This window comes from Streptomyces sp. MH60, from assembly GCF_002939385.1.
Classification (GTDB): domain Bacteria; phylum Actinomycetota; class Actinomycetes; order Streptomycetales; family Streptomycetaceae; genus Streptomyces.
Window position 1 is genome coordinate 137,594 of sequence record NZ_MULI01000001.1, and the last position, 20,416, is coordinate 158,009.

A 20,416-nucleotide genomic window follows, 5' to 3' on the forward strand; every position below is an offset into this window, starting at 1 on the left:
AGATTCCGCTCCCCGCTGGACCCGGGTTGCCTGGTCAGGCCGTCGCCGCGGCCTCCACGGAGACGCCGAGCCGGTCGGTCACGGTCGTCAGGGCCGGTCCCAGCGGGAGCGCGACCCGGGTGACGGCCAGCCGGTCGCCGCGGGTGACGTCGCGGTTGACGATCAGGACCGGCTTGCCCGCGTCGGCTGCCTGGCGGACGAAGCGGAGCCCGGACATCACCGTCAGCGAGGAGCCGAGGACCAGCAGCGAGGACGCCCCGCGCACCAGCTCGCGGCAGCGCTCGACGCGCTCCGGCGGCACGTTCTCGCCGAAGAACACCACGTCCGGTTTGAGGATGCCGCCGCAGACCGTGCAGGGCACCACCCGGAAGTCCCCGACCTGCTCGTCGGTGAGGTCGGCGTCGCCGTCCGGGTTGATGCCGGCGGCCACCGGCGCGAAGCCCGCGTTGGCCTCCTCCAGGCGCCGGGCGAGTTCGCGGCGCGGGCTGAGGTCGCCGCAGGTCAGGCAGACGACCCGGTCCAGGCTGCCGTGGAGCTCCACGACGCCCTCGCTGCCCGCGGCCTGGTGCAGTCCGTCGACGTTCTGGGTGATCACGCCGGTGAGCAGACCGTGCCGCCCGAACGCCGCCACCGACCGGTGTCCCGCGTTGGGGCGGGCGCGGCCGAAGGTGCGCCAGCCGAGGTGGCTGCGCGCCCAGTACCGGCGGCGGGCCTCGGGCGAGCCGGTGAAGTCCTGGTAGGTCATCGGCGTGTGCCGGCTCAGGCTCCCGCCCTCGCCCCGGTAGTCGGGGATGCCCGACTCCGTGGAGATGCCCGCCCCGCTGAGCACCAGCGCACCCCCGGCGCGCAGCGCCTCGGCGACGGGTGCCAGGTCGGTGGTGCCCGGCGGCAGGTCCGCTCCCGGGGTCCAGCTCAAAGTGGGCCGCATGCGCATGCGGCAAGGGTACGGAACCCGCCGCGCTTTCCGGCGGGGCGGGGCGAGCCCGTGGGTCGCCTGCTGCCAGGGGGCGCGCTGCCCGGCGGGGCGTCCCCGTGGCCTCCCGCATGACCTTTTCCGTCCCGGGTGACAGACTTGCACTGTCCAGGGGGCCGAGAGGCTCCTTCCGGGGGGCGGCCTGGCGGGGAGTGGTCGATGTTCCGCAAGCATCCCGCACCTGACGGTGAAGAGCTGCTCGCCCGGCTGGCCTCGCTGACCACCCAGGCGAAGGAGCTGGCCGAGCTGCGGCGGTCGCAGGTGGAGCTGGCGATCGCCCTGCAGCGCGACATGCTCCCCGCGGACCTGCCCGTCGTACCCGGCATCCACCTGGCCGCGTGCTACTCACCCGCGTACGCCGGACTCAACGTGGGCGGCGACTGGTACGACGCCTTCACCCTCCCCGACGGCCGTATCGGCCTCTCCGTCGGAGACGTCCAGGGGCACGCCATCGACGCGGCGGCCTTCATGGGCCAGGTCCGGGTCGGCCTGCGGGCGCTCGCCTCGGTGACCAGCGAACCCGGTGACCTCCTCGCCTGCACGAACGAACTGGTCCTCTCCCTCAACAAGGACCTGTTCGCCACCTGCACCTTCATGCGCTACGACCCGGCGACCGGCCTGCTGGAGAGCGCCCGGGCCGGCCACGTCCCCTGCGTCCGGGCCACGGCGGACGGCAGGGCGGAGGTCTGCCGGGACGAGGGCGGACCTCCGCTGGGCGTCCTGGAGGGCACCGACTACCCGGTGACCCGGTACCGGCTCGGCACCGGTGGGGTGTTCGTCCTGGTCACGGACGGTGTGGTGGAGGGACCGTCGCTGAACGTGGACGAGGGTCTGGAACGGGTGGTGCGGCTGGCGAGCCTCGCCGCCGCCGTCGGCATGGAGGCGCACGCGCTGGCGGCCGCCGTGCTCAAGAACGCCGAGCTGATCGGACACGAGGACGACGCGGCCGTGCTCGTCGTCGGCCATGACGGGCGGGGCGTTACGCCGGAGGGCGGGACGGTGCGCCTCTCACCTCGCTGACCCGGCCGCACCGGTGTCTGATGGCTGCTGTGGTGGGTATCCGTGCATGGCCGCGACCGGTCGTCCTCGCCTGCGGGACGCTGCTGCTCGCCGGCTGCTACTACGCGGCGGGGCGGCTCGGGCTGTCGCAGCAGCTGACCGCCGACGGGGCGGTCGTGACGCCCATCTGGCCGCCCACCGGCCTCGCGGTGGCCTGTCTCCTCCTGTTCGGGCCGTGGTGCGTGCCCGGCATCGCGCTGGGCGCGCTGCTGGTCATGCTCTCCCTGGGAACCCTCGGGGCCGAGGGCGTCGGCATCATGGCCGGCAACACCGTCGCCCCCGTCTGCGCCTGGCTGATGCTGCGCGCGGTGGGGTTCCGGGTGAGCCTGAGCCGCCTGCGCGACGGACTGGCCCTCGTCTTCCTGGGGGCGCTGACCGCGATGCTGATCAGCTCGGGAACGGGCGTCGGCATGCTCGTGCTGTCGGACAAGCTCCCCACCGACCATCTCGGGATCGTCTGGCTGGCCTGGTGGGTCGGCGACGCCATGGGCGTCGTCCTCGTCACCCCGCTGCTGCTCCTGCTGTACCGCACTCGCCTGCCGCCCCCCTCCGTGCGCTGGACCGAGGCGGTCGGGCTCACCGTCGTCGTGTGCGCCCTGGTGCCGTTGATCATGTACAGCTCGGTCAGCCTGCTGTTCCTGGGCTTTCCGATCCTGATCTGGTCGGCGCTGCGCTTCCAGCTGGCGGGCGGCATCCCCTGCGCCCTGTTCATGTCGGTGACGGCCACCGTCGTGGCCCGGCAGGAGGCCGGCTCCTTCGGCAGGCTGACCGAGATCGAGACGATGATGAGACTCCAGGCTTTCAACGGAAGCCTGGGGCTGACCGCTCTCCTGCTCTCCGCCGTGATCAGCGAACAGCTCAACACCAGACGGTCGGTGGAGCGCGCCTGCCACGAACTGGTCGAGGCGCTGCAGCACCTGAACGCGGGCGGCTCAGGCAACCCGGGGCCGTGAGGGCGGCCGTCAGACGTCGTAGTCGTCGATGTCCCCCCGGGGGCGCTCAGACCGATGCCCCCGTGCCCGCCCCCGCCGCTCGGCCGAGTGTGCGGTCGAAGAGCGTGAGCAGCAGGTAGAGCACGCCGGCGCCGAGCATCACCCAGGCCAGCCGGTGCAGGCCGCCGGTGTCCGCGTGCTGTCCGAAGGAGGCGGCGGTCGCGGAGGAAGCCACCATCGAGCCGATGTAGGCGAAGGTGCGCAGCAGCCCGGCCGAGGAGGCGGTGCGCTCCGGATCGGCCTGGAAGTAGACGGAGTTCTGCAGGGCCAGGTTGTTGAGCCCCTGCGGGACGCCGAAGATCAGCGCGACCAGCAGCAGCATCCACAGCGGGCTGTCCCCGCCCAGCGTGAGGATCACCAGACACGCGGAGATCTGGCCGACCGCGCCGAGCAGCAGTTTCCCCCGGACGCTCGTGCTGCGCCCCGACACGATCGAGACCCCTATCGCCAGCAGGAACATGGGTATCTGGGCCAGGCCGGCGTGGAAGGGAGACAGTCCGAAGCCCTCCTCGGTCCACTGGGTGAAGCCGTAGAGGAAGGAGTACGCGACGACGTAGGCCACGAGGGCCCGCCCGTAGGTGGCCAGCAGGGGAGTGTTGCCGCCGAGCACCCGCAGGTCGATGAAGGGGGTGGCGGTCCGCAGTTCCCGCACCGCGAACGCGGCCCCCGCGGCGGCCGAGAGCGCGAGCAGGTACCAGTCGCGCAGGTGCAGGTTCATCAGGAAGAGCAGCAGTGAGACGAGCATCGCCGCGAACAGTGCCATGCCGGGCAGGTCGAGGCGGGCGGCCAGGCTCCCGCGCCGCGCGGGCCCGTTCGCGGGCCCCGCTGTGGGTTCCTCCGTGGGCTGCGCGGTGGGTTCCTCCGTGGGCTCCGCCTTGGGCTCCGCCTTGGGCAGCCGCAGCAGCCCCAGCAGCACGGCCGCGACGGCCAGGGGCACGTTCAGCGCGAAGGTGGCGCGCCAGCCCCCCACCGCGATCAGCAGGCCGCCCAGGAGCGGGCCGACGACGGCGATGGTCTGGTTGGCCACCGCCAGCGCGGTGAGCACCCCGCCGGGGCTGTCCCGTCCGGTGCGCTCGGCCTCGCTGCGCACCAGGGCCATCGCCGCGGGATAGCCCGCGCAGGTGCCGAACCCGAGCAGGACCCGCGCGCCGATCAGGACCCCCAGGCCGGGCGCGAGGGCACCCACGACGCCGGCGACGCCGACCAGGCCGGTGCTGAGGAGGAAGAGCCGACGCGGCCCGAAGACGTCGATGAGCCGGCCGACGACCGGCTGCCCGAGCGACGTGGCCAGGTAGAGGGCGGAGACGAGCCAGGCGGTCTGCGAGGCCGGTGCGCCCAGGGCCCTGCCGATCGGGACGAGGGCGACCGCGATGATCGTCGAGTTGATCGGGTTGAGCACCGAACCCAGCAGCATCGGCGGCAGCAGTCCGCGGTCGAATCCGGGCTTCTCGGTGCCGACCTGCGGGCCCGCCTGAGCGTCAGTCACTGCCCTGCCTCCGCGTCAGTCACGGTGCAGCCGCTCCAGCACGGCCATGGCCGCGATCACGGTCCTGCGCTCCTCCTCGGTGCACCGGTCCTGCAACCGCCCGGCGAGCCATTCGGTGCGGGCCTGCCGCCTCTCCTCCACGCGACGGACGCCCTCCGCGGTCAGCGTGATGAGCAGCCGCCGTCCGTCGTGCGGGTCGGGGTGCCGCTCCACCAGCCCCATGGAGGCGAGCGCGGTGACCGTCGCCGTCATCGACTGGTGCCTGACCCCTTCGGTCGCGGCGAGTTCGCTGGCCGTGACGCCCCCGTGGTCGGACAGCCGGGCCAGCACCGAGGCCTGGCCCAGGGTGAGGTCCTCGACCTCGGAGGCCTTGAGGATGCGCCGGCGCAGCCGGCTGATGACCGCCCGGACCTCCCGCGAGGCCCGGACTGCCGAGGGGGAGAGGCTCTCGTTCTCGCTCATGCCCCCAGACTAAGCTTCACAGGATGAGCTGTACAGGTTGAACTGTACAGCTGACTCTGTGTCGCCCCGAGATCCGGGCGTCAGTCCGACGTCGGCAGGTGCGCCCTTGCCCAGGTCCTGAAGGGGGTGAGGGGAATGCCCAGGTCATGGGCGAACCGCGGGAGGGCGGGCTGGGGGAACTCGTTGAGGGACGCCTGTCCGAACCCCATGTCCGGCATCCCGGCGGCGACCGCCTCGTCCTCGGTCATGTCGGGCGGGGTCAGGGTCGTGCGCAGGTGCGCCGAGAGGATCTCGGCGATCTCCCTCATCGTCAGCAGGTCGCTCGCCAGCTCCAGTTCGACCCGGTCGAACCGCTCCGGTTCCGCCACGGCGGCCGCGGCGGTCGCACCGATGTCGTCGACCGCGACCAGGGACAGCCGGGTCGAGGGCTTCAGAAGGCTCACCAGGCCGCCTTGTACTCCCCGGGGGAAGACGATGGCCTCCGAGGGGAGCAGGTTCTCCATGAAGTAGCTCGGCTTGACGATCGTCCAGTGCGTGAACCCCGCCTCGCGCACCCGGTCCTGGATCCCGGCCTTCGCCGCATAGTAGGGCTCCATCCATCCCCAGCGGTCCTTCACCCAGCTCGTGTGCTGTCCGGCGCCCGAGACGGAGGTGTGCACGAACTGGGACACCCCGGCCTCCCGCGCGCCCTCGATCAGGTGGACGGCCTGGGCGACCTCCCCCTCGAAGCCGCGGCGGTCGAAGTCGGGTATCTGGACCGAGAAGACGGCGCGGGCCCCTTCGGCGGCCCGGACCACCGAGTCGCGGTCGTCCAGGTCCCCGACGACCAGGTCGGCGCCGAGTGCCGCGATCGCCGCGGCCCGCTCGGCCGAGGGGTCGCGGACCAGGGCCCGGACCGGAACGCCGGACTTCAGCAGGGCGCGGGCGGTCGCGCCGCCCTGTTTGCCGGTCGCGCCGGTGACGAGGACGGGTGCGGAGGAGTCGGGCATGGGTGAGCCTCCCGGATGAGGGGTGGAATAAGTGGCGGGGTCCGCCACTTAGCTGCCGGGTACGATACGGAGGGCCCCGCCGTTTAGCAATGCCGAGAGGACGCCATGCCCCACCACCAGCGCGCGGACGCACGGCGCAACTACGCCCGGATCCTGGCCGTCGCCGAGGATGAGGTCGCCGCGCACGGCGCCGAGGCCTCCCTGGAGCGGATCGCCCGCGTCGCGGGTGTCGGCTCGGCGACGGTGCGCAGGCACTTCCCCGGGCGAAGCGCCTTGCTGGAAGCGGTGTTCCGCGAGCGGATCGAGGCGCTGTGCGCCCGTGCGGCCGCGTCGGCGGACACGGTGGACGCCCGCGCCGCCCTCCTGGACTGGCTGGAGGCCTTCACCGAGTACGCCGCGTCCGCACGGGGCATGGCCGAGGCGCTGGCCCAGGACCGGCTGGTCGAACCGGAGCGGGTGAGTGCCTGCTCGGTCAAGCTCGAAGGGGCTGTCGAGCCGCTGCTGCGGCGCGCGGTCGAGAGCGGGGTGGTGGCGCCGGACGTCACCGCCGCCGACCTTCTCGCGCTGGTCACGGGCATCGCTCTGGCCACGGAGCGCCATGCCGACCCCGCCGCCGAGGGGCGACGCCTGCTGGCGCTGACCGTCCGGGGCATCAGCCCGCCGAGGTGAGCGCGGCGGGCGGGTCCTTCGCCCAGACTGCAATGACTTGCCCACGTCAAGTCCGGCGATTCATCATGTGACGACCAGTGCGGACAACTCCTTCCTCCCGCAGGCGTGTTCGTCCCGCACGCCCGGTCGGCCACGCCTTCGGTGCCCGCGAGGCCGCCGACCGCCGGCCGTCCCCGGCCGCCCCTTCCCCACCCGGGGCACGGACGTGAGCGCCCGTCAGCGGCCGACGACCGACTCCGCACGGGTGGCGACTCCGCCCGGACCGGCGTCCCACCGCGTGGCCTGCCAGGTCCACGGCGGCCTCGTCGAGTACGACGGCTACAGCAACGACGCCTGGGCGTACCTGCCCGACCACGGTGGTTACGTCTCCAACATGTTCGTCGACGTCGACGACGCCTGGCTCTCAGGAGTGCCCACATGCTGACCCCCACCCTCCGGCACAGCGGCTGTGCCCCGCGCCGCAGACCCCGCACCACCCGCGTCCTGAGCGGCACGGTGTGCCTGCTCGCCCTCGCCGGTACGACCCTCGCCGCCACGCCCGCCCCCGCCGCCGACGCCGCGAGCCCGCCCGCCGAGGTGTCCTGGCGTGCCGACCTGACGTCGACCGGCGCCGACGACGTCAACGTCCGCTACGACGCGGGCGCCCTGCGGGTACGGGACGGCTCCGTCAGCCTCGCCTCCCTCGGCCGGGACCGCGGCTACGCCTCCGCCGTACTGGAGCCGCACCACGTGGACCGGCCCGTCGACCGGATCGCCGTGCACCTCGACGCGACGGTGCCCGACACGGCGAGCGTCGAGGTCGACGTGCGCGGACGCGCGGCCGACGGAACCTGGACCGAGTGGCGACGGGCCACGGCCGACGCCCCGGCCGAACTGCCCCGTGACGTCGTCGACGTCCAGGCCCGGCTCACCCTGTGGAACGCCAAGGGCGAACCCACCGCGGCCGTACGGGCGGTGACCCTGACGGCGGACGACGCGGGCGGTGCCCGCGCCGAGCCCGCTCCGGCGACCAGGGCGGCCGCCTTCTCCGCCCGCGTCCACGCCACCCGCGAGGGCCTCGTCGGGCACACCACCGCCAACGGGCACGTCATCCAGACCAACGACCACTTCGTGGCGCTCCCCTCCCGCCGCGCCCTGTCGCCGAACGGCAGCGGCCAGTACTCGGTGCAGGTGTGCGGGCCCGCCCGCTGCGAGACGGCGCCGGTGTGGGACGTCGGCCCGTGGAACACGCACGACGACCACTGGAACCCCTCGTCGGTGCGCGAGCAGTGGAAGGACCTTCCGCAAGGTCTTCCCGAGGCGCAGGCCGCCTACGAGGACGGGTACAACGGCGGACGCGACGAGTTCGGCCGGCAGGTCGCCAACCCGGCGGGCATCGACCTCGCCGACGGCACCTTCTACAACGTGGGTCTCGACGACAACGGCTGGGTGACCGTCACCTACCTGTGGACCGAGGGCGGTGGTGACACCACGGCGTTCCCGACCTGGGGAACGGACGTGAGCGTCCGGCAGCAGGCGACGACCACCTCCACCAGCGTGGCGACCCTGCCCGGGCCCACGACCGTACGGGTACGGTGCCAGGTCCACGGCGGGCTCGTGACCTACGACGGCTACAGCAACGACGCCTGGTCCTACCTGCCCGACTACGGCGGTTACGTCTCCAACATCTTCATCGACGTGGCCGACGCCTGGCTCTCGGACGTCCCCACCTGCTGACCCTCCAGCAGCTCGGCACCCGGGTCGCCTGCCGTGGAGGACCGGCGGCGGAACCGACCGCACAATGGACGCATGACCTCCTCCTCCACCCGGGGCGCCGTACGGGACGATCCGACGCCCGCGCCGACGGGCACGCGCACGCGCCTGGGGGCCGCGGTGGCCGCAGCGGTGATCGTCGGCGCCGGACTCGCGCTCAGGGCCGTGGCGGCGGGCGAGGTGGCCAAGTACGGCGGAGACGCGCTGTACACCCTGCTGCTGTTCGCCCTCGTCCTCGTGGTGGCGCCGAGGACGGCACCGGTGAAGGCCGCCGCGGTGGCCCTGGCGGTGAGTTGGGGCGTGGAGTTCCTCCAGCTCACCGACGTGCCCGCGCACCTCGCCCGGCAGAGCACGGCGGCCCGCCTGGTCCTGGGCTCCACCTTCAACGCACCGGACCTGTTCTGGTACGCGGTCGGCGCGGCGACCGGCCCACTGGCCGTCAGGCGAGCGTGAAGCGCAGCGGGGTTCCGGCCGCGGCCTGGGCCGCCGCGGCCAGCGCGGGCTCCGGGACGACCGCGACGACCGGGTAGCCGCCCGTCGTCGGGTGGTCGTGCAGGAAGAGCACCGGCCGGCCGTCCGGCGGGACCTGCACCGCCCCCAGGACCATGCCCTCGCTGGGCAGTTCGCCCGCCGACGCGCGTTCCAGCGGCGGTCCCTCGGTGCGCAGGCCGATGCGGTTGCTGTGCGGGGAGACACGGTAGGTGGCCGAGGTGAACGTGCGCAGCGCGGCCGGCGTGAACCAGTCGGCGCGGGGGCCCGGGCGTACCGGCAGGACCAGTTCGGCGGGCGGTCCGGGCCAGGGAGCGGCGACCGGCGGCGGCACCGGCCGCGCCGGGATGCCCACCGCGACGACCTCCCCGTCCCGCAGGGGCTCCGGGCCCAGGCCCGACAGCAGGTCCGTCGAGCGGCTGCCGAGGACGGGTTCGGCGGCGATGCCGCCCGCGACGGCCACGTACGAGCGGACGCCCGCGGTCGCCGCCCCCACGTCCAGGACCGAGCCCGCGGGCACCCGCACCGGGGCGCCCCAGGCGGCCGGTCTGCCGTCGACCGTCACCGGGCAGGGCGCACCGCCGACCACGGCGGTGACGTCCTGGTCGGGCCGCAGGGCGCAGCCGGTCAGGGTCGTCTCCAGCACGGCGGCGCCAGGTGCGTTGCCGAGGAGGCGGTTGGCCAGCCGCATCGCGGGCGCGTCCAGCGCACCGGAGCGGGGTACGCCCAGGTGGGCGTGGCCGGGCCGGCCCGCGTCCTGCACCGTGGTGAGCGCCCCGGAGCGCACGGTCGTGAGCTTGGTCGTCATGCCCCGGCCTCCGGCCCCGTCCCGACCGTCGCGGTGCTGCCGGTCGCCGTGCCCCTCGCGGTGCCCGCCGCCGTCGCGCCGCCCGCCGTGACAAACCGCACACGCGTCCCCGGCGCGAGGAGCGCCGCACGCTCCCGCGCCGGGTCCCACAGGGGCCGTGGGTCGGGCATGGTGCCGATCAGCTGCCAGCCGCCCGGGGTGGCGCGGGGGTAGACCGCGCTGTACGGACCGGCGAGGGCCACCGCCCCGGCCGGGACCCGGGTCCTGGGCGTGGACCGGCGGGGGACGTGCAGGCGAGGGGGCAGTCCGGTGAGGTAGCCGAACCCGGGCGCGAAGCCGCAGAACGCGACCCGGTAGGTGTGCGAGCCGTGCAGGGCGCCGACCTCGTCGGGCCCGACCCCCCACAGGGTCGCCACGTCGGCCAGGTCCGGCCCGTCGTAGCGCACGGGGATCTCCACCACGTCACCCGTGTCGTCCGCGACCGGCGGCACCTCCCAGTCGGTGACCCGGCGGGCCAGCGCCTCCGGGTCCGGCACCCCGTCCAGCAGCACGGTCCGCGCCCCCGGCACGATCTCCTCGACCGGCGGCAGCGTCCCGGCCGCGCGCCGGCGCAGCACCTCGGCGTGGAAGGCGGCGGTGCGCTCGGCGTCGGGCAGCTCGACGAGCAGGGCGTGGCGACCGGCGGGACGCGCCGTGAGTGCCCCGGCGTGCGCCGTGCGGCCGTCGTCCGTCATGCGAACGCCCCGATCCCGACCCCGGACGTCTCCAGCGCCTCGCGCACCCGGGCCGCGATCCGGGCGGCGTTCGGGGTGTCGCCGTGCACGCACAGGGAGCGGGCGGCCACCGCGACCGTCGTACCGTCCACGGCCTCGACGGAGCCCGCCACGGCGAACGCCACGGCACGGCGTACCACCGCGTCCTCGTCCGTCACCACCGAGCCGGCCTCACGGCGGGGGACCAGGGTGCCCCGCGCGGTGTACGCGCGGTCCGCGAAGGCCTCCGGGACGCCGGTGAGGCCCGCTTCCGCGGCGGCCGTGAGCAGCCGCGAGCCGGGGAGCCCGAGCACGGGCAGCGCGCCGCCCGCCAGGCTCACCCCGGCCACGACGGCACGGGCCTGCTCGTCGTCGTGGACGGTGCGGTTGTAGAGCGCGCCGTGCGGCTTCACGTAGGCGACCGTGGCCCCGGCGGCCTCGGCGAAGACCCGGAGGGCGCCGATCTGGTACGCCACCTCGGCGGCCAGCTCGTCGGCGGGCACGTCCATGGCACGCCGTCCGAAGCCCGCCAGGTCGCGGTAGGACACCTGCGCTCCGATCCGCACCCCGCGCTCGGCGGCGAGGTCGCAGACGCGGCGCATCACCGAGGGGTCGCCCGCGTGGAATCCGCAGGCGACGTTGGCGCTGGTGACGACGGAGAGCAGGGCGTCGTCGTCGGTGAGGGTCCAGCGGCCGAAGCCTTCACCGAGATCTGCGTTGAGGTCGATCACACCTTGAAAGTAGACGATCGTTGAACGATCCGACAAGAGACTGCCTCGCGTGACCGCTTCCGGGGGCGAGAGAATTCGCCTCTTGTTAGATCGTTCAACGATCGCTAGTGTCCGTGCATCTGCCACACATCTGGAGCTATGGTCCCCGGGACCGATGAGTCACGTTCCGAAGCTCCGGATCCGTGCCCTGCCCCCTCATGCCTGAAGAAGGCCACCGAATGATCGTTCTCCTCGGTGTGGTCGTGGTGATCCTCGGATTCGTCACGCGCCGCAACCCCGTCCTCGTGGTGGGCGTCGCCGGTATCGTCACCGGACTGCTCGGCAAGATGAACCCGCTGGAGGTCCTCGCGGCCTTCGGCCGGTCGTTCGCCGACAGCCGCTCGGTCACCGTCTACGCCATCGTGCTCCCGGTGATCGGGCTGCTCGAGCGCTACGGCCTGCGCGAGCAGGCCCGCAATCTCATCGGCCGGCTGGGCAAGCTCAGCGCCGGCCGGTTCCTCACCGTCTACCTGCTGGTCCGGCAGGTCACCGCGGCCTTCGGCCTGAACAGCATCGGCGGCCCGGCACAGACCGTGCGGCCCCTGGTGGCACCGATGGCCGAGGCCGCCGCCGAACGCTCCACCGGGGCCAAGCTGCCCGACAGGCTGCGCGAGAAGGTGCGCTCCTACTCGGCCTCGGCCGACACCGTGGGCGTCTTCTTCGGCGAGGACTGCTTCATCGCGATCGGCTCCATCCTGCTGATCACCGGCTTCGTGAACTCCACGTACCACCAGGACATCGAGCCGACCCAGCTCGCCCTGTGGGCGATCCCGCTGGCCGTCTGCGCCTTCGTCATCCACGGCGCCCGGCTGCTGCTCATGGACAGGCAGCTCGAGCGCGAGATGGCCCAGGCCGCCGCCGAGCACGACCTGCCGCTTCCCGAGGGGGCCGACAAGTGATCAAGGTCGAATGGCTGTACTGGCTGATAGGCCTCGTCTTCGTGGTCATGGCCGTGCAGATGGCCGCGGACCGCAGCAACCCCAAGCGGTGGACGTCCGCCGCGTTCTGGGGCCTGCTCGGGCTCACCTTCCCCTACGGCACGGGAGTCGCCAACGCCACCGCGGACAACGGCGGCTGGACCCTGCCCGCCGAACCGCTCGGCGTCGCCGTCCTCGCCCTGATCGTGCTGGCCGGCTTCAACTTCCTCGGCAAGGGCGTCCCGGTCACCACCACCGGCGAGCAGCGCGAGGCCGCCGCCGCCCGGCTCGGCAACAAGATCTTCATCCCGGCGCTGACCATCCCGCTCGTCGCCATCGTCTGCGCCTCCGTCCTCGACGAGTCCGGGCTGTTCGAGACGGGCAAGGCCACCCTCCTAGGGCTCGGCCTCGGCTGCGTCGCCGCGCTCGTCGTCGGCATGCTCGTCACCGGCGAGAAGAAGGTCTCCGTCCCGATCCACTCCGGCCGTTCCATGCTGGAGGCGATGGGCTCCGCCCTGCTGCTGCCCCAGCTGCTGGCCGTGCTCGGCTCGATCTTCGCCGCCGCCGGGGTCGGCGACCAGGTCGGCGACATCATGAACAAGGTCCTCCCCGACGACTCGAAGTACCTCGCCGTACTCGCCTACTGCGTCGGCATGTTCCTGTTCACCGTCATCATGGGCAACGCCTTCGCCGCCTTCCCGGTGATGACGGCGGCGATCGGCTGGCCCGTCCTCATCCAGCAGATGCACGGCAACGAGCCCGCCGTCCTCGCGATCGGCATGCTGGCCGGCTTCGCCGGCACCCTGTGCACGCCGATGGCCGCCAACTTCAACATCGTCCCGGCCACCCTGCTCGAACTGAAGGACCAGTACGGGCCGATCAAGGCACAGCTGCCGACGGGCGTCGCCCTGCTCGGCTGCTGCACCGTGATCATGGCGCTCTTCGCCTTCTGATCCCGCCTCCGATCGCCGCCATCCGACCCGCACGGCAAGGAACGCCCATGACCCGTGTCCTCATCACCGGCTTCGCCCCCTTCGGCGGGGAGCGCGTGAACCCCTCCTGGCAGGCGGCCTCCCTGGTGGCCGCCGAACCGCCCGCCGGGCTCACGGTCACCGCGGCCGAACTGCCCTGCGTCTTCGGCACGGCACTCGACGCCCTGCGCGACGCCGTCCGGGCGGTCCACCCCGACCTGGTGCTCTGCCTGGGCCAGGCGGGCGGACGCCCCGGCGTCACCGTTGAGCGGGTCGGCATCAACGTCGACGACGCACGCATCCCCGACAACGCCGGCGCCCAGCCCATCGACGAACCGGTGGTCCCGGACGGCCCCGCCGCCTACTTCTCCACCCTCCCCGTCAAGGCATGCGTCGCCGCGATGCGCGAGGCCGGGGTCCCGGCCGCCGTCTCCAACACGGCCGGCACCTTCGTCTGCAACCACGTGGCCTACGGCCTCGGCCACCTCATCGCCACCGAGTTCCCGCAGATACGCGGCGGGTTCGCGCACGTGCCCTGGGCGCCGGAACAGGTGCCCGACGGCACCGCGCCCGCCCTCCCGCCCGCCACCGTCGCCCACGGCCTGCGCGCCCTGCTGGCCACCGCCGCCCGCACCCCCGCCGAGCAGGACCTCAAGGTCACCGAAGGAGCCACCCACTGATGCCGCTCAGCGCCCACGCGGCCCCCTTCGCCCAGCTCGCCCTGGCGAACATCACCCGCGAGTACCCCAACTTCCCCGCTCACCTGATCACTTCCGCCGACGAGCACCTCGCACCCCGCTCCCTGCACCCCGCCTTCTACGGCGCCTACGACTGGCACTCCTCGGTGCACATGCACTGGCTGCTCGTCCGCCTGCTCCGCCGCCACGGCGGCACCCCCGCACTGCCGGACACCGCGGCGGCCGTCGCCGCGCTCGACCGGCACCTCACCCCCGACAACCTCGCCACCGAGGCCGCCTACCTGCGCGACCGGCCCTCCTTCGAGCGCCCCTACGGCTGGGCGTGGCTGCTCGCGCTCGCCGCCGAGTGCCGGGCGCACGGGGGTGCGGAGGGCGAGCGCTGGGCCGGGGCGCTGCAGCCGGCCGTGGACGTCGTCGACCGGCTGCTGGCCGACTGGCTGCCGAAGGCCACCTATCCCGTGCGCCACGGAAACCACCCCAACAGTGCCTTCGCGCTGGGCCTCGCGCTCGACTCGGGGGCGCTGTCGGCCGGCACCGACCGGGCCGTACGGGAACGGCTGCTCAGCTGGTTCGCCGACGACCACGACGCGCCCGCCCACTGGGAACCGTCGGGGCAGGACTTCCTGTCCCCGGCGCTCACCGAGGCCGACGCGATGCGCAGGGTCCTCACGCCGGAACGGCTCGCGCGGTGGCTCGACCGCTTCCTGCCCTCACTCGGGGCCGGTGCGCCCTGCGCCCTGCTGGAGGTGCCGGTCGTCTCCGACCACGCCGACCCGCAGATCGGCCATCTGCTCGGCCTGGCGCTCAGCAGGGCCGCCGCGCTGCGCTCCCTCGCCGACGCCCTGCCCGACGGTCCGGTCCGCGCCCGCCTGGACGAGGCGGCCGGGGCCCATCTCACGGCGGGCCTGCCGGCGGTGGAGCGCGGTGACTTCACCACCGACCACTGGCTGGCGACCTTCGCCGCCCTGGCGCTCGACCCGGTGGCCCCGGTGGCCGCACGTCCCTGACGCCGAGTCACCCGCGCGCGTGCGCCCGCCTGACCGGCAGCATCGTCTCGACCTCGCCCTGCGTGAGGTGGTCCCGGATCAGCCCGTTGACCAGGGCCGCCTTCTCCAGCGGCACCAGGTGGGAGGCACCGGGCACGACGGCGAGCTGGGCACCGGGAACGGCGCGGTACAGGGCGGTGGTGTGCTCCAGCGTCATCAGGTCGTCGTCACCGGACATCACGAGGGTCGGTGCCTGGATGCGGGCGAGATCGTCCGTGGTGAGCGTCGGCTGGGTGCGCCACATGTCGAGCACCTTGGCCGCCACCACCGGCCAGTGGTCCGCGCCGTCCGGCGAGACGGCCTCGTACAGCTCGCGGAAGAACGCCAGGTCCGGCCCCTCGGGCGTCATCGCGTCGAGCATGCCCGGCTCGGCGAAGCACTCGGTCCCGGGACGGAAGTTGGCTCCGATCACCACGGCCTTGCGCACCAGGTCGGGCCGGGCGACGGCGACGAGCAGGGCGACGACCCCTCCGTCGCTCCAGCCGACCAGGTGTGCGGGCCCGCCCACGACGGTCTCGACGAACGCCACGGTGTCCTCGGCCATGTCCCGGTAGGTGAGCGGGCCCGGCACGTCCGGGGTGTGGCCGTGCGCGCGCCGCTCGGGCAGGAAGAGCCGGTACGCGGCGGCGAGATCGGGGCGCTGCGCTCCCCACGTGTCGTTGGTGCACAGACCGCCGTGGAGGAGGACCAGCGGCTCGCCGGTCCCCTCGGTCTCGTACCAGGTCCTGACCCCAGGAAGGTCCGCGTACTCGCCCATCGCCCAGGCCCTCTCGGCCGCCGTCGCTCACGGCCAGTCTCCGCCGGGACCCGCACGCCCGCAACGCGGGGGAGGAGGGTCGGCCCTCCGGGCGCATCGGGCCGCGCCGGTACGCGGGCACCAGGTGCCGCGGGACCCGCAGGGTCACCCCGTCCACCGTCACGGGCACCAGGTCCGGCACACCCGCCTTCTACCGGGCCCGGCGGTGGCGACTACGACGTTGCTCCGCTCCGAACGGTGCCGCTCATGACCGCTCCTCGGCACCGAGCCGTCGCAGCGCCCGCACCAGCGCCCCGACGCCCGCCTCCGCCTTCGACCGCGGACAGCCGACGTTGAGCCGCACCCGTCCCGGAGAGCCGTAGGCGGACCCCGGCATGACCGCCACCTTCTCCACCTCCACCAACTCCCGTTGCAGCTCCTCGTCGTCGACGCCCAGCGGGCGCAGGTCGATCCAGGCCAGGTAACCCGCCTGCGGAGGCTGCCAGTCGAGGAGCGGGAACGCCTCGCGGAGACGATCGGTGACCAGCGCGAGGTTGCCCGCGAGATACGTGCGCAGCGCGTCCAGCCAGGGCGCCCCCTCGCGGTACGCCGCGATGTGACCGACCAGCGACAGCACCGCGGGGGAGGAGAGCCCGTCCGCGTCCTTGAGCTGCCGCAGGTAGGCGTCGCGCGAGACCGGGTCGCCGATGATGCCGTAACTCCCGGTCAGCGCGGGGATGTTGAAGGACTTGGACGCCGAGGTGACCACGGCCCAGCGGCCGTCGCCGCCGTGCCGCACCCAGGGGCGGTGGACGTGCGGGGCGTGCACCAGGTCGGAGTGGATCTCGTCGCTGACGACCGCGACGCCGTGCCGTGCGCACAGCCGGGCCATCCGGTCCAGTTCACCGGCCGACCACACCCTGCCCGTCGGGTTGTGCGGCGAACACAGCAGCAGCACGGCCGTGTCGGGCAGCGCAAGCAGCCGCTCCAGCTCCGCCCAGTCGTCCAGGGGGCACGCCAGGAGCCGCCGGCCGCTCGCCGACACGGTCTTGGGGAACGCGTCGTACATCGGGGTGTGGGTGACCACTCCGTCGCCGGGCCGCGACCACAGCCGCAGCAGCCGCGAGACCTGGTAGACGACGGAGGGGGCGTAGACGACCGACCCGGGGTCCACGTCCGTGCCGTGCCGCGACGCGTACCAGTGGACGATCGCGGACAGGAAGTCGTCCTGGCGCCAGCGGGAGTAGCCGAGCACTCCGTGGTCCAGACGGGCGCGCAGCGCCGCCAGCACCCCGGGGGCGGTCTCGAAGTCCATGTCGGAGATCGTGAACGGCAGCAGGTCCGGCACGCCGAAACGGTCCTGGACGTAGTCCCACTGCGTGCACCAGGTGCCGCGCCGGTCCACCGGCGTGTCGAAGTCGTACGGCGAGGGCGAGGGTGAGGACGGGGACGGGGGTGTGGGCGTCGGAGCGGCCGGGGACGAGTGCGCGGTCACGGTCAGCCCACCGGGATCATCGTCGCGATGGCGTCCTTCACGGACTGGACCTGCGGGCCGATGACGACCTGTACGTTGTGCCCGTCGAGCTTGATGACACCCACGGCCCCCAGCTTCTTCAGCCGTGCCTCGTCGACCTGTCCGGCGTCCGCCACCGTCATGCGCAGGCGGGTGATGCAGTTGTCCAGGGACCGGATGTTGCCGGCGCCGCCGATCGCGTCGAGCATGGCGACGGCGTCGTACTTCCCCGCGACCAGCTCGCGCGGCCGCACCGGAGCCTCGCCCTGGTCCTCGTCGTGCCCCTCGTCCTGCTCCTCGTCATGTGCCTCGCCGTGCGCCTCTTCGTGCGCGTCGTCCGTCGGCGGGTCCTCCCGGCCGGGTGTCTTGAGGTCGAAGCGGGTGATGGCCCAGCGGAACAGGAAGTAGTACGCGGCGAACCACACCGCCGCGATCACCGGCACCAGGTACCACTTGGTCGTCGAGCCCTGGAGCACACCGAAGACGAGCCAGTCGATGACGTTGCCGTCGGTGTTGCCGATGAACACGCCGAGCACGGCCGCCGTGAGGAAGCCCAGCCCCACGAGGACCGCGTGGATGACGTACAGCCACGGGGCGACGAAGAGGAACAGGAACTCCAGCGGCTCCGTGATGCCGCCGACCACGCAGGCCACCACGCCGGACACCAGCAGGGCCTTGATCTCCGGACGCATCCGGCGCCTCGCGCAGTGGTACATCGCGAGCGCGGCGCCGGGCAGGCCGCCCAGGTAGGCCGCCATCTTTCCCTGGGAGAGGAAGTGCGTGGCGTCGGTGACGGCCGAGTTGGGCGCCGCCGAGCAGTCCAGCTGGGCGTAGAACAGGTTCAGGGCGCCGGAGACGTGGTCGCCGCACACGGTTCCCGAACCGCCGACGTCCGTGAAGCGGAACATGGCGACGAGGATGTGGTGCAGGCCGATCGGGCGCAGCAGCACCTCGCCCATGCCGAAGAAGAACGGTCCGAAGACCCCCGTGTGCCCGATGCCCCGGCCGACGGCGTTGATCCAGCCGTTGAAGGTCGGCCACACCAGCGGGATGAGCAGGCCGAGCACGCTCAGGACCAGGGCCGAGACGATCGGTACGAAGCGCAGCCCGCCGAAGAAGGCCAGCGCGTCGGGCATCCGCTGGGTGCGGAAGCGCTGGTGGAGCAGGCTGACAACGATGCCAACGACCACGGCGCCGAGCAGTCCCGTGTCGATGGACTGCACGCCCAGCACGTCGGCGATGCCGTAGTGCTCGATCGCCTTCTCGTCCTCGAAGTCGACGTCCTTGGCGGTGAGATAGAAGTTCACCGCGAGGTTCATGGCGACGAAACCGACGAAGCCGGAGAACGCGGCCACGCCCTTGTCCTCCCGGGCGAGGCCGAGGGGAATGGCCATCGCGAAGAGGACCGGCAGGAAGGTGAAGGCGACCAGACCGGTGTTGGCCATCCAGGTGAAGACGAGGTGGAAGCCCTCGCCCTTCAGGAAGGCAACGTTGTCAGTGACCGCGTCGCTGGACAGCGAGGAGCCGATGCCCAGCATGATGCCGCAGAACGCGAGCAGGGCCACCGGGAGCATGAACGTCTTGCCGAGCCCTTGGAGGAATTCCCAGAGGGCGGCCTTGGTCTTCTGCATGTGTACGGAACTTTCGAGCCTGGGGGAGGGGCCCGTCCGCCGGTCGTGACGACATGGGGGGCGGGCCGGCGGGCGGTACGAGCGGCTGAGGACATGCCGCCGCAGGGATCACATCACAGCGGGTCGGTGACTGTCCACGGTGTCCCGCCCGCCGGTCACAGCCGTCCTCGCGCGTCAACCGCGTGGTTCCGAAGGGACGGTGATCGTGCCTACGATGCGGGGCACCGGAGCGGCGGAGGGCGAGGGCGCAAGGCCGGCGCCCCACATGCGTACCGAAGCGGCCGCCACCGAGCACAGGACACCGCCTCCCCGCCGCGACCGACGTCCCGTCCAGACATGTCGGAAGGCAGGCACGTATGCGCGGTCCCCTTGCCCGAGTCGCCCGAGTACTCGACCCCGCACAGGTCCCACGGGCCAGAGGTGCAGCGGCCGCGCTGGCCCTCGCCCTGGCATCGACGGTCCTCGCCGCCTCGGCCGCGTCCGCCCCCGCCGATGCCGCGTCGGGACGGCCCGCGAAGTCCGGCGCCTGGTTCACCTCCTGGGCCGCTTCCCAGCAGAACCTCGCCCCCACCCCGCTGCGCGACCGGTCGGTGCGCATGATCACCCACCTGAGCCAGGGAGGCGACGCCCTGCGCATCCGCGTCCAGAACACCTTCGGCCGGACTCCGCTCACGGTGGACGCCGCGACGGTGGCCCACAGCAGCGGAGAGGACGCCGCGACCACCGGCCGGCCGCGCCCCGTCACGTTCGACGGCCGGCGCGAGGTCGTCGTCCCGCCGGGCGGCGAGGTGTGGAGCGACCCCGCGGGACTCAGGACCGCCGCCCAGGACGACGTGGCGGTGTCGCTCTCGGTCACCGGTACGGTGCTGCCCGGCCGGCACGAGAGCGCCTTCCGCACCAACTACCTGACCCCGTCCGGCGCCGGTGACCACACCGCCGACCCGGCGGGGACCGCGTTCACCGAGACCACCGGCTCCACCTACCTGGTCAGCGCCGTCGACGTGCGCAACCCGCGACTGCGGGGCAGCCTCGTCGCCTACGGCAGTTCGGTCGTCGACGGCACCGGGTCGACGAACTGCGGACCGGACTGCGACCGCCCGGGCGCCAATCTGAGGTGGACCGACGACCTCGCGCGGCGGATCACCTCGGAGCTGCCCGCCACCCGGCAGTTCGCCCTCGCCAACGCCGGTATCGGCGGCACCACGAGCGCCGCGACCTGCCCGGGCATCGGTGAGTCCGTGCGCGGCCTGGACGCCGCCGCCCGGCTGGAGCGCGACGTGCTGGCCCTGCACGGGGTCACGGGAGTCCTCTACTACTACGGGACCAACGACCTCCCGGCCGGCTGCGACGCCGCGCGGATCCAGGCGAGTTACCGCGAGGTGTTCCAGCGACTGCGGGCCGCGGGCATCAAGGTGTACGTCACGCCCATCACCCCACGCCCCGGCTACACCGACGAGCACAACCGCGACCGGCACGCCGTCGGCACGTTCGTCTCGAAGTGGAACAGTTGCGGCGGCACCTGCGACGGGATCCTCCCCTTCGACCAGGTACTCGAGGACCCCGTGCGGCCGAACAGCATCTACCCGCCGTACGACACCGGTGACGGGGTCCACGCGAACATCGCGGGCCAGCAGGCCCTCGCCGACATCGTCTCGCTCCCGATGCTGGCGGCGTCGGCCCGCCGGTGACCCGTTGATCCACCG

The 20,416-nt window shown here is 73.0% G+C and carries 21 protein-coding genes and 1 pseudogene; 11 read left to right on the top strand and 11 right to left on the bottom strand.

Going from position 1 to position 20,416, the window contains the following annotated elements; genetic code table 11:
- Nucleotides 1-34: 34 nt before the first annotated feature.
- Nucleotides 35-934: an NAD-dependent protein deacetylase gene (locus BZZ08_RS00600; protein ID WP_104630117.1), complete on the bottom strand. Its 900-nt coding sequence runs from the start codon at nucleotides 932-934 to the stop codon at nucleotides 35-37.
- A 198-nt stretch (nucleotides 935-1,132) separates the two neighbouring features.
- On the opposite strand from BZZ08_RS00600, the gene BZZ08_RS00605 reads away from it, so the two are divergent.
- On the top strand, nucleotides 1,133-1,993 hold the full coding sequence (locus tag BZZ08_RS00605; RefSeq protein WP_104630118.1) for a PP2C family protein-serine/threonine phosphatase: 861 nt from the start codon (nucleotides 1,133-1,135) through the stop codon (nucleotides 1,991-1,993).
- Between the two features lie 20 nt (nucleotides 1,994-2,013).
- On the top strand, nucleotides 2,014-2,985 hold the full coding sequence (locus tag BZZ08_RS00610; protein ID WP_104630119.1) for an MASE1 domain-containing protein: 972 nt from the start codon (nucleotides 2,014-2,016) through the stop codon (nucleotides 2,983-2,985).
- Between the two features lie 46 nt (nucleotides 2,986-3,031).
- Here BZZ08_RS00610 and BZZ08_RS00615 read toward each other — a convergent pair whose 3' ends face one another.
- The 3 genes from BZZ08_RS00615 to BZZ08_RS00625 form a co-directional block, all read right to left on the bottom strand.
- On the bottom strand, nucleotides 3,032-4,438 hold the full coding sequence (locus BZZ08_RS00615) for an MFS transporter (RefSeq protein WP_446750222.1): 1,407 nt from the start codon (nucleotides 4,436-4,438) through the stop codon (nucleotides 3,032-3,034).
- Nucleotides 4,439-4,525: 87 nt separating this feature from the next.
- Nucleotides 4,526-4,972, bottom strand: coding sequence for a MarR family winged helix-turn-helix transcriptional regulator (locus BZZ08_RS00620; protein ID WP_104630121.1), 447 nt, complete (start codon nucleotides 4,970-4,972; stop codon nucleotides 4,526-4,528).
- 80 nt (nucleotides 4,973-5,052) lie between these two features.
- Complete coding sequence (locus BZZ08_RS00625) at nucleotides 5,053-5,961, bottom strand: NmrA family NAD(P)-binding protein (RefSeq protein WP_104630122.1); 909 nt, start codon at nucleotides 5,959-5,961, stop codon at nucleotides 5,053-5,055.
- A 105-nt stretch (nucleotides 5,962-6,066) separates the two neighbouring features.
- Between BZZ08_RS00625 and BZZ08_RS00630 the strand changes: the two genes are divergently transcribed.
- The 4 genes from BZZ08_RS00630 to BZZ08_RS00645 all read left to right on the top strand — a co-directional run bounded on the left by BZZ08_RS00630 (nucleotide 6,067) and on the right by BZZ08_RS00645 (nucleotide 8,835).
- Complete coding sequence (locus BZZ08_RS00630) at nucleotides 6,067-6,630, top strand: TetR/AcrR family transcriptional regulator (protein ID WP_104630123.1); 564 nt, start codon at nucleotides 6,067-6,069, stop codon at nucleotides 6,628-6,630.
- Nucleotides 6,631-6,835: 205 nt separating this feature from the next.
- Entirely contained in the window at nucleotides 6,836-7,054 is a 219-nt protein-coding gene (locus BZZ08_RS39210; protein ID WP_241965300.1) for a hypothetical protein, read from the top strand.
- Nucleotides 7,048-8,346 (top strand): hypothetical protein, encoded by a 1,299-nt coding sequence (locus tag BZZ08_RS00640; RefSeq protein ID WP_104630124.1) that lies wholly within the window; start codon nucleotides 7,048-7,050, stop codon nucleotides 8,344-8,346. Before BZZ08_RS39210 ends, BZZ08_RS00640 begins: the two co-directional genes overlap by 7 nt.
- 72 nt (nucleotides 8,347-8,418) lie before the next feature.
- Entirely contained in the window at nucleotides 8,419-8,835 is a 417-nt protein-coding gene (locus BZZ08_RS00645) for a ribosomal maturation YjgA family protein (RefSeq protein WP_104630125.1), read from the top strand.
- Here BZZ08_RS00645 and BZZ08_RS00650 read toward each other — a convergent pair.
- From BZZ08_RS00650 to BZZ08_RS00660, 3 genes are read right to left on the bottom strand one after another with little or no spacing between them, the layout of a single operon-like run.
- Complete coding sequence (locus BZZ08_RS00650) at nucleotides 8,822-9,679, bottom strand: 5-oxoprolinase subunit C family protein (protein WP_104630126.1); 858 nt, start codon at nucleotides 9,677-9,679, stop codon at nucleotides 8,822-8,824. The genes BZZ08_RS00645 and BZZ08_RS00650 overlap by 14 nt on opposite strands.
- Nucleotides 9,676-10,413: a 5-oxoprolinase subunit B family protein gene (locus BZZ08_RS00655; RefSeq protein WP_104630127.1), complete on the bottom strand. Its 738-nt coding sequence runs from the start codon at nucleotides 10,411-10,413 to the stop codon at nucleotides 9,676-9,678. The genes BZZ08_RS00650 and BZZ08_RS00655 overlap by 4 nt, the downstream gene beginning before the upstream one ends.
- Nucleotides 10,410-11,162, bottom strand: a complete 753-nt coding sequence (locus BZZ08_RS00660; protein WP_104630128.1) for a LamB/YcsF family protein — start codon at nucleotides 11,160-11,162, stop codon at nucleotides 10,410-10,412. The genes BZZ08_RS00655 and BZZ08_RS00660 overlap by 4 nt, the downstream gene beginning before the upstream one ends.
- 218 nt (nucleotides 11,163-11,380) lie before the next feature.
- On the opposite strand from BZZ08_RS00660, the gene BZZ08_RS00665 reads away from it, so the two are divergent.
- From BZZ08_RS00665 to BZZ08_RS00680, 4 genes are read left to right on the top strand one after another with little or no spacing between them, the layout of a single operon-like run.
- On the top strand, nucleotides 11,381-12,100 hold the full coding sequence (locus tag BZZ08_RS00665) for a DUF969 domain-containing protein (RefSeq protein WP_104630129.1): 720 nt from the start codon (nucleotides 11,381-11,383) through the stop codon (nucleotides 12,098-12,100).
- Nucleotides 12,097-13,071 carry a DUF979 domain-containing protein gene (locus tag BZZ08_RS00670; RefSeq protein WP_104630130.1) on the top strand — a complete coding sequence of 325 codons (975 nt, stop codon included), beginning with the start codon at nucleotides 12,097-12,099 and terminating at the stop codon, nucleotides 13,069-13,071. Before BZZ08_RS00665 ends, BZZ08_RS00670 begins: the two co-directional genes overlap by 4 nt.
- A 47-nt stretch (nucleotides 13,072-13,118) precedes the next feature.
- Nucleotides 13,119-13,769, top strand: a complete 651-nt coding sequence (gene pcp, locus BZZ08_RS00675) for a pyroglutamyl-peptidase I (RefSeq protein ID WP_104630131.1) — start codon at nucleotides 13,119-13,121, stop codon at nucleotides 13,767-13,769.
- A complete protein-coding gene (locus tag BZZ08_RS00680) occupies nucleotides 13,769-14,794 on the top strand; it encodes a DUF2891 domain-containing protein (protein ID WP_104630132.1) in 1,026 nt (341 codons plus the stop codon). Before pcp ends, BZZ08_RS00680 begins: the two co-directional genes overlap by 1 nt.
- A 7-nt stretch (nucleotides 14,795-14,801) precedes the next feature.
- Here BZZ08_RS00680 and BZZ08_RS00685 read toward each other — a convergent pair whose 3' ends face one another.
- The 4 genes and pseudogenes from BZZ08_RS00685 to malX form a co-directional block, all read right to left on the bottom strand.
- On the bottom strand, nucleotides 14,802-15,590 hold the full coding sequence (locus tag BZZ08_RS00685; protein WP_104630133.1) for an alpha/beta fold hydrolase: 789 nt from the start codon (nucleotides 15,588-15,590) through the stop codon (nucleotides 14,802-14,804).
- 85 nt (nucleotides 15,591-15,675) lie between these two features.
- Nucleotides 15,676-15,804: pseudogene (locus BZZ08_RS00690) on the bottom strand (50S ribosomal protein L32); the annotation flags it as partial.
- Nucleotides 15,805-15,834: 30 nt separating this feature from the next.
- Entirely contained in the window at nucleotides 15,835-17,064 is a 1,230-nt protein-coding gene (locus BZZ08_RS00695; protein WP_104630134.1) for a MalY/PatB family protein, read from the bottom strand.
- A gap of 2 nt (nucleotides 17,065-17,066) precedes the next feature.
- Entirely contained in the window at nucleotides 17,067-18,713 is a 1,647-nt protein-coding gene (malX, locus tag BZZ08_RS00700) for a maltose/glucose-specific PTS transporter subunit IIBC (protein ID WP_104630135.1), read from the bottom strand.
- 356 nt (nucleotides 18,714-19,069) lie between these two features.
- Between malX and BZZ08_RS00705 the strand changes: the two genes are divergently transcribed.
- Nucleotides 19,070-20,401 (top strand): SGNH/GDSL hydrolase family protein, encoded by a 1,332-nt coding sequence (locus BZZ08_RS00705; RefSeq protein ID WP_104630136.1) that lies wholly within the window; start codon nucleotides 19,070-19,072, stop codon nucleotides 20,399-20,401.
- Nucleotides 20,402-20,416: the final 15 nt, after the last annotated feature.

What these genes read in the sequence shown, in the direction of transcription:
- BZZ08_RS00685 (WP_104630133.1), bottom strand. Translation starts at nt 15,590, where the DNA reads ATGGGCGAGTACGCGGACCTTCCTGGGGTCAGGACCTGGTACGAGACC.
- BZZ08_RS00665 (WP_104630129.1), top strand. Translation starts at nt 11,381, where the DNA reads ATGATCGTTCTCCTCGGTGTGGTCGTGGTGATCCTCGGATTCGTCACG.
- malX (WP_104630135.1), bottom strand. Translation starts at nt 18,713, where the DNA reads ATGCAGAAGACCAAGGCCGCCCTCTGGGAATTCCTCCAAGGGCTCGGC.
- BZZ08_RS00610 (WP_104630119.1), top strand. Translation starts at nt 2,014, where the DNA reads ATGGCTGCTGTGGTGGGTATCCGTGCATGGCCGCGACCGGTCGTCCTC.
- BZZ08_RS00620 (WP_104630121.1), bottom strand. Translation starts at nt 4,972, where the DNA reads ATGAGCGAGAACGAGAGCCTCTCCCCCTCGGCAGTCCGGGCCTCGCGG.
- BZZ08_RS00625 (WP_104630122.1), bottom strand. Translation starts at nt 5,961, where the DNA reads ATGCCCGACTCCTCCGCACCCGTCCTCGTCACCGGCGCGACCGGCAAA.
- BZZ08_RS00600 (WP_104630117.1), bottom strand. Translation starts at nt 934, where the DNA reads ATGCGCATGCGGCCCACTTTGAGCTGGACCCCGGGAGCGGACCTGCCG.
- BZZ08_RS00705 (WP_104630136.1), top strand. Translation starts at nt 19,070, where the DNA reads ATGCGCGGTCCCCTTGCCCGAGTCGCCCGAGTACTCGACCCCGCACAG.
- BZZ08_RS00650 (WP_104630126.1), bottom strand. Translation starts at nt 9,679, where the DNA reads ATGACGACCAAGCTCACGACCGTGCGCTCCGGGGCGCTCACCACGGTG.
- BZZ08_RS00640 (WP_104630124.1), top strand. Translation starts at nt 7,048, where the DNA reads ATGCTGACCCCCACCCTCCGGCACAGCGGCTGTGCCCCGCGCCGCAGA.
- BZZ08_RS00645 (WP_104630125.1), top strand. Translation starts at nt 8,419, where the DNA reads ATGACCTCCTCCTCCACCCGGGGCGCCGTACGGGACGATCCGACGCCC.
- BZZ08_RS00655 (WP_104630127.1), bottom strand. Translation starts at nt 10,413, where the DNA reads ATGACGGACGACGGCCGCACGGCGCACGCCGGGGCACTCACGGCGCGT.
- BZZ08_RS00605 (WP_104630118.1), top strand. Translation starts at nt 1,133, where the DNA reads ATGTTCCGCAAGCATCCCGCACCTGACGGTGAAGAGCTGCTCGCCCGG.
- BZZ08_RS00630 (WP_104630123.1), top strand. Translation starts at nt 6,067, where the DNA reads ATGCCCCACCACCAGCGCGCGGACGCACGGCGCAACTACGCCCGGATC.
- BZZ08_RS00680 (WP_104630132.1), top strand. Translation starts at nt 13,769, where the DNA reads ATGCCGCTCAGCGCCCACGCGGCCCCCTTCGCCCAGCTCGCCCTGGCG.
- BZZ08_RS00615 (WP_446750222.1), bottom strand. Translation starts at nt 4,438, where the DNA reads ATGCTGCTGGGTTCGGTGCTCAACCCGATCAACTCGACGATCATCGCG.
- pcp (WP_104630131.1), top strand. Translation starts at nt 13,119, where the DNA reads ATGACCCGTGTCCTCATCACCGGCTTCGCCCCCTTCGGCGGGGAGCGC.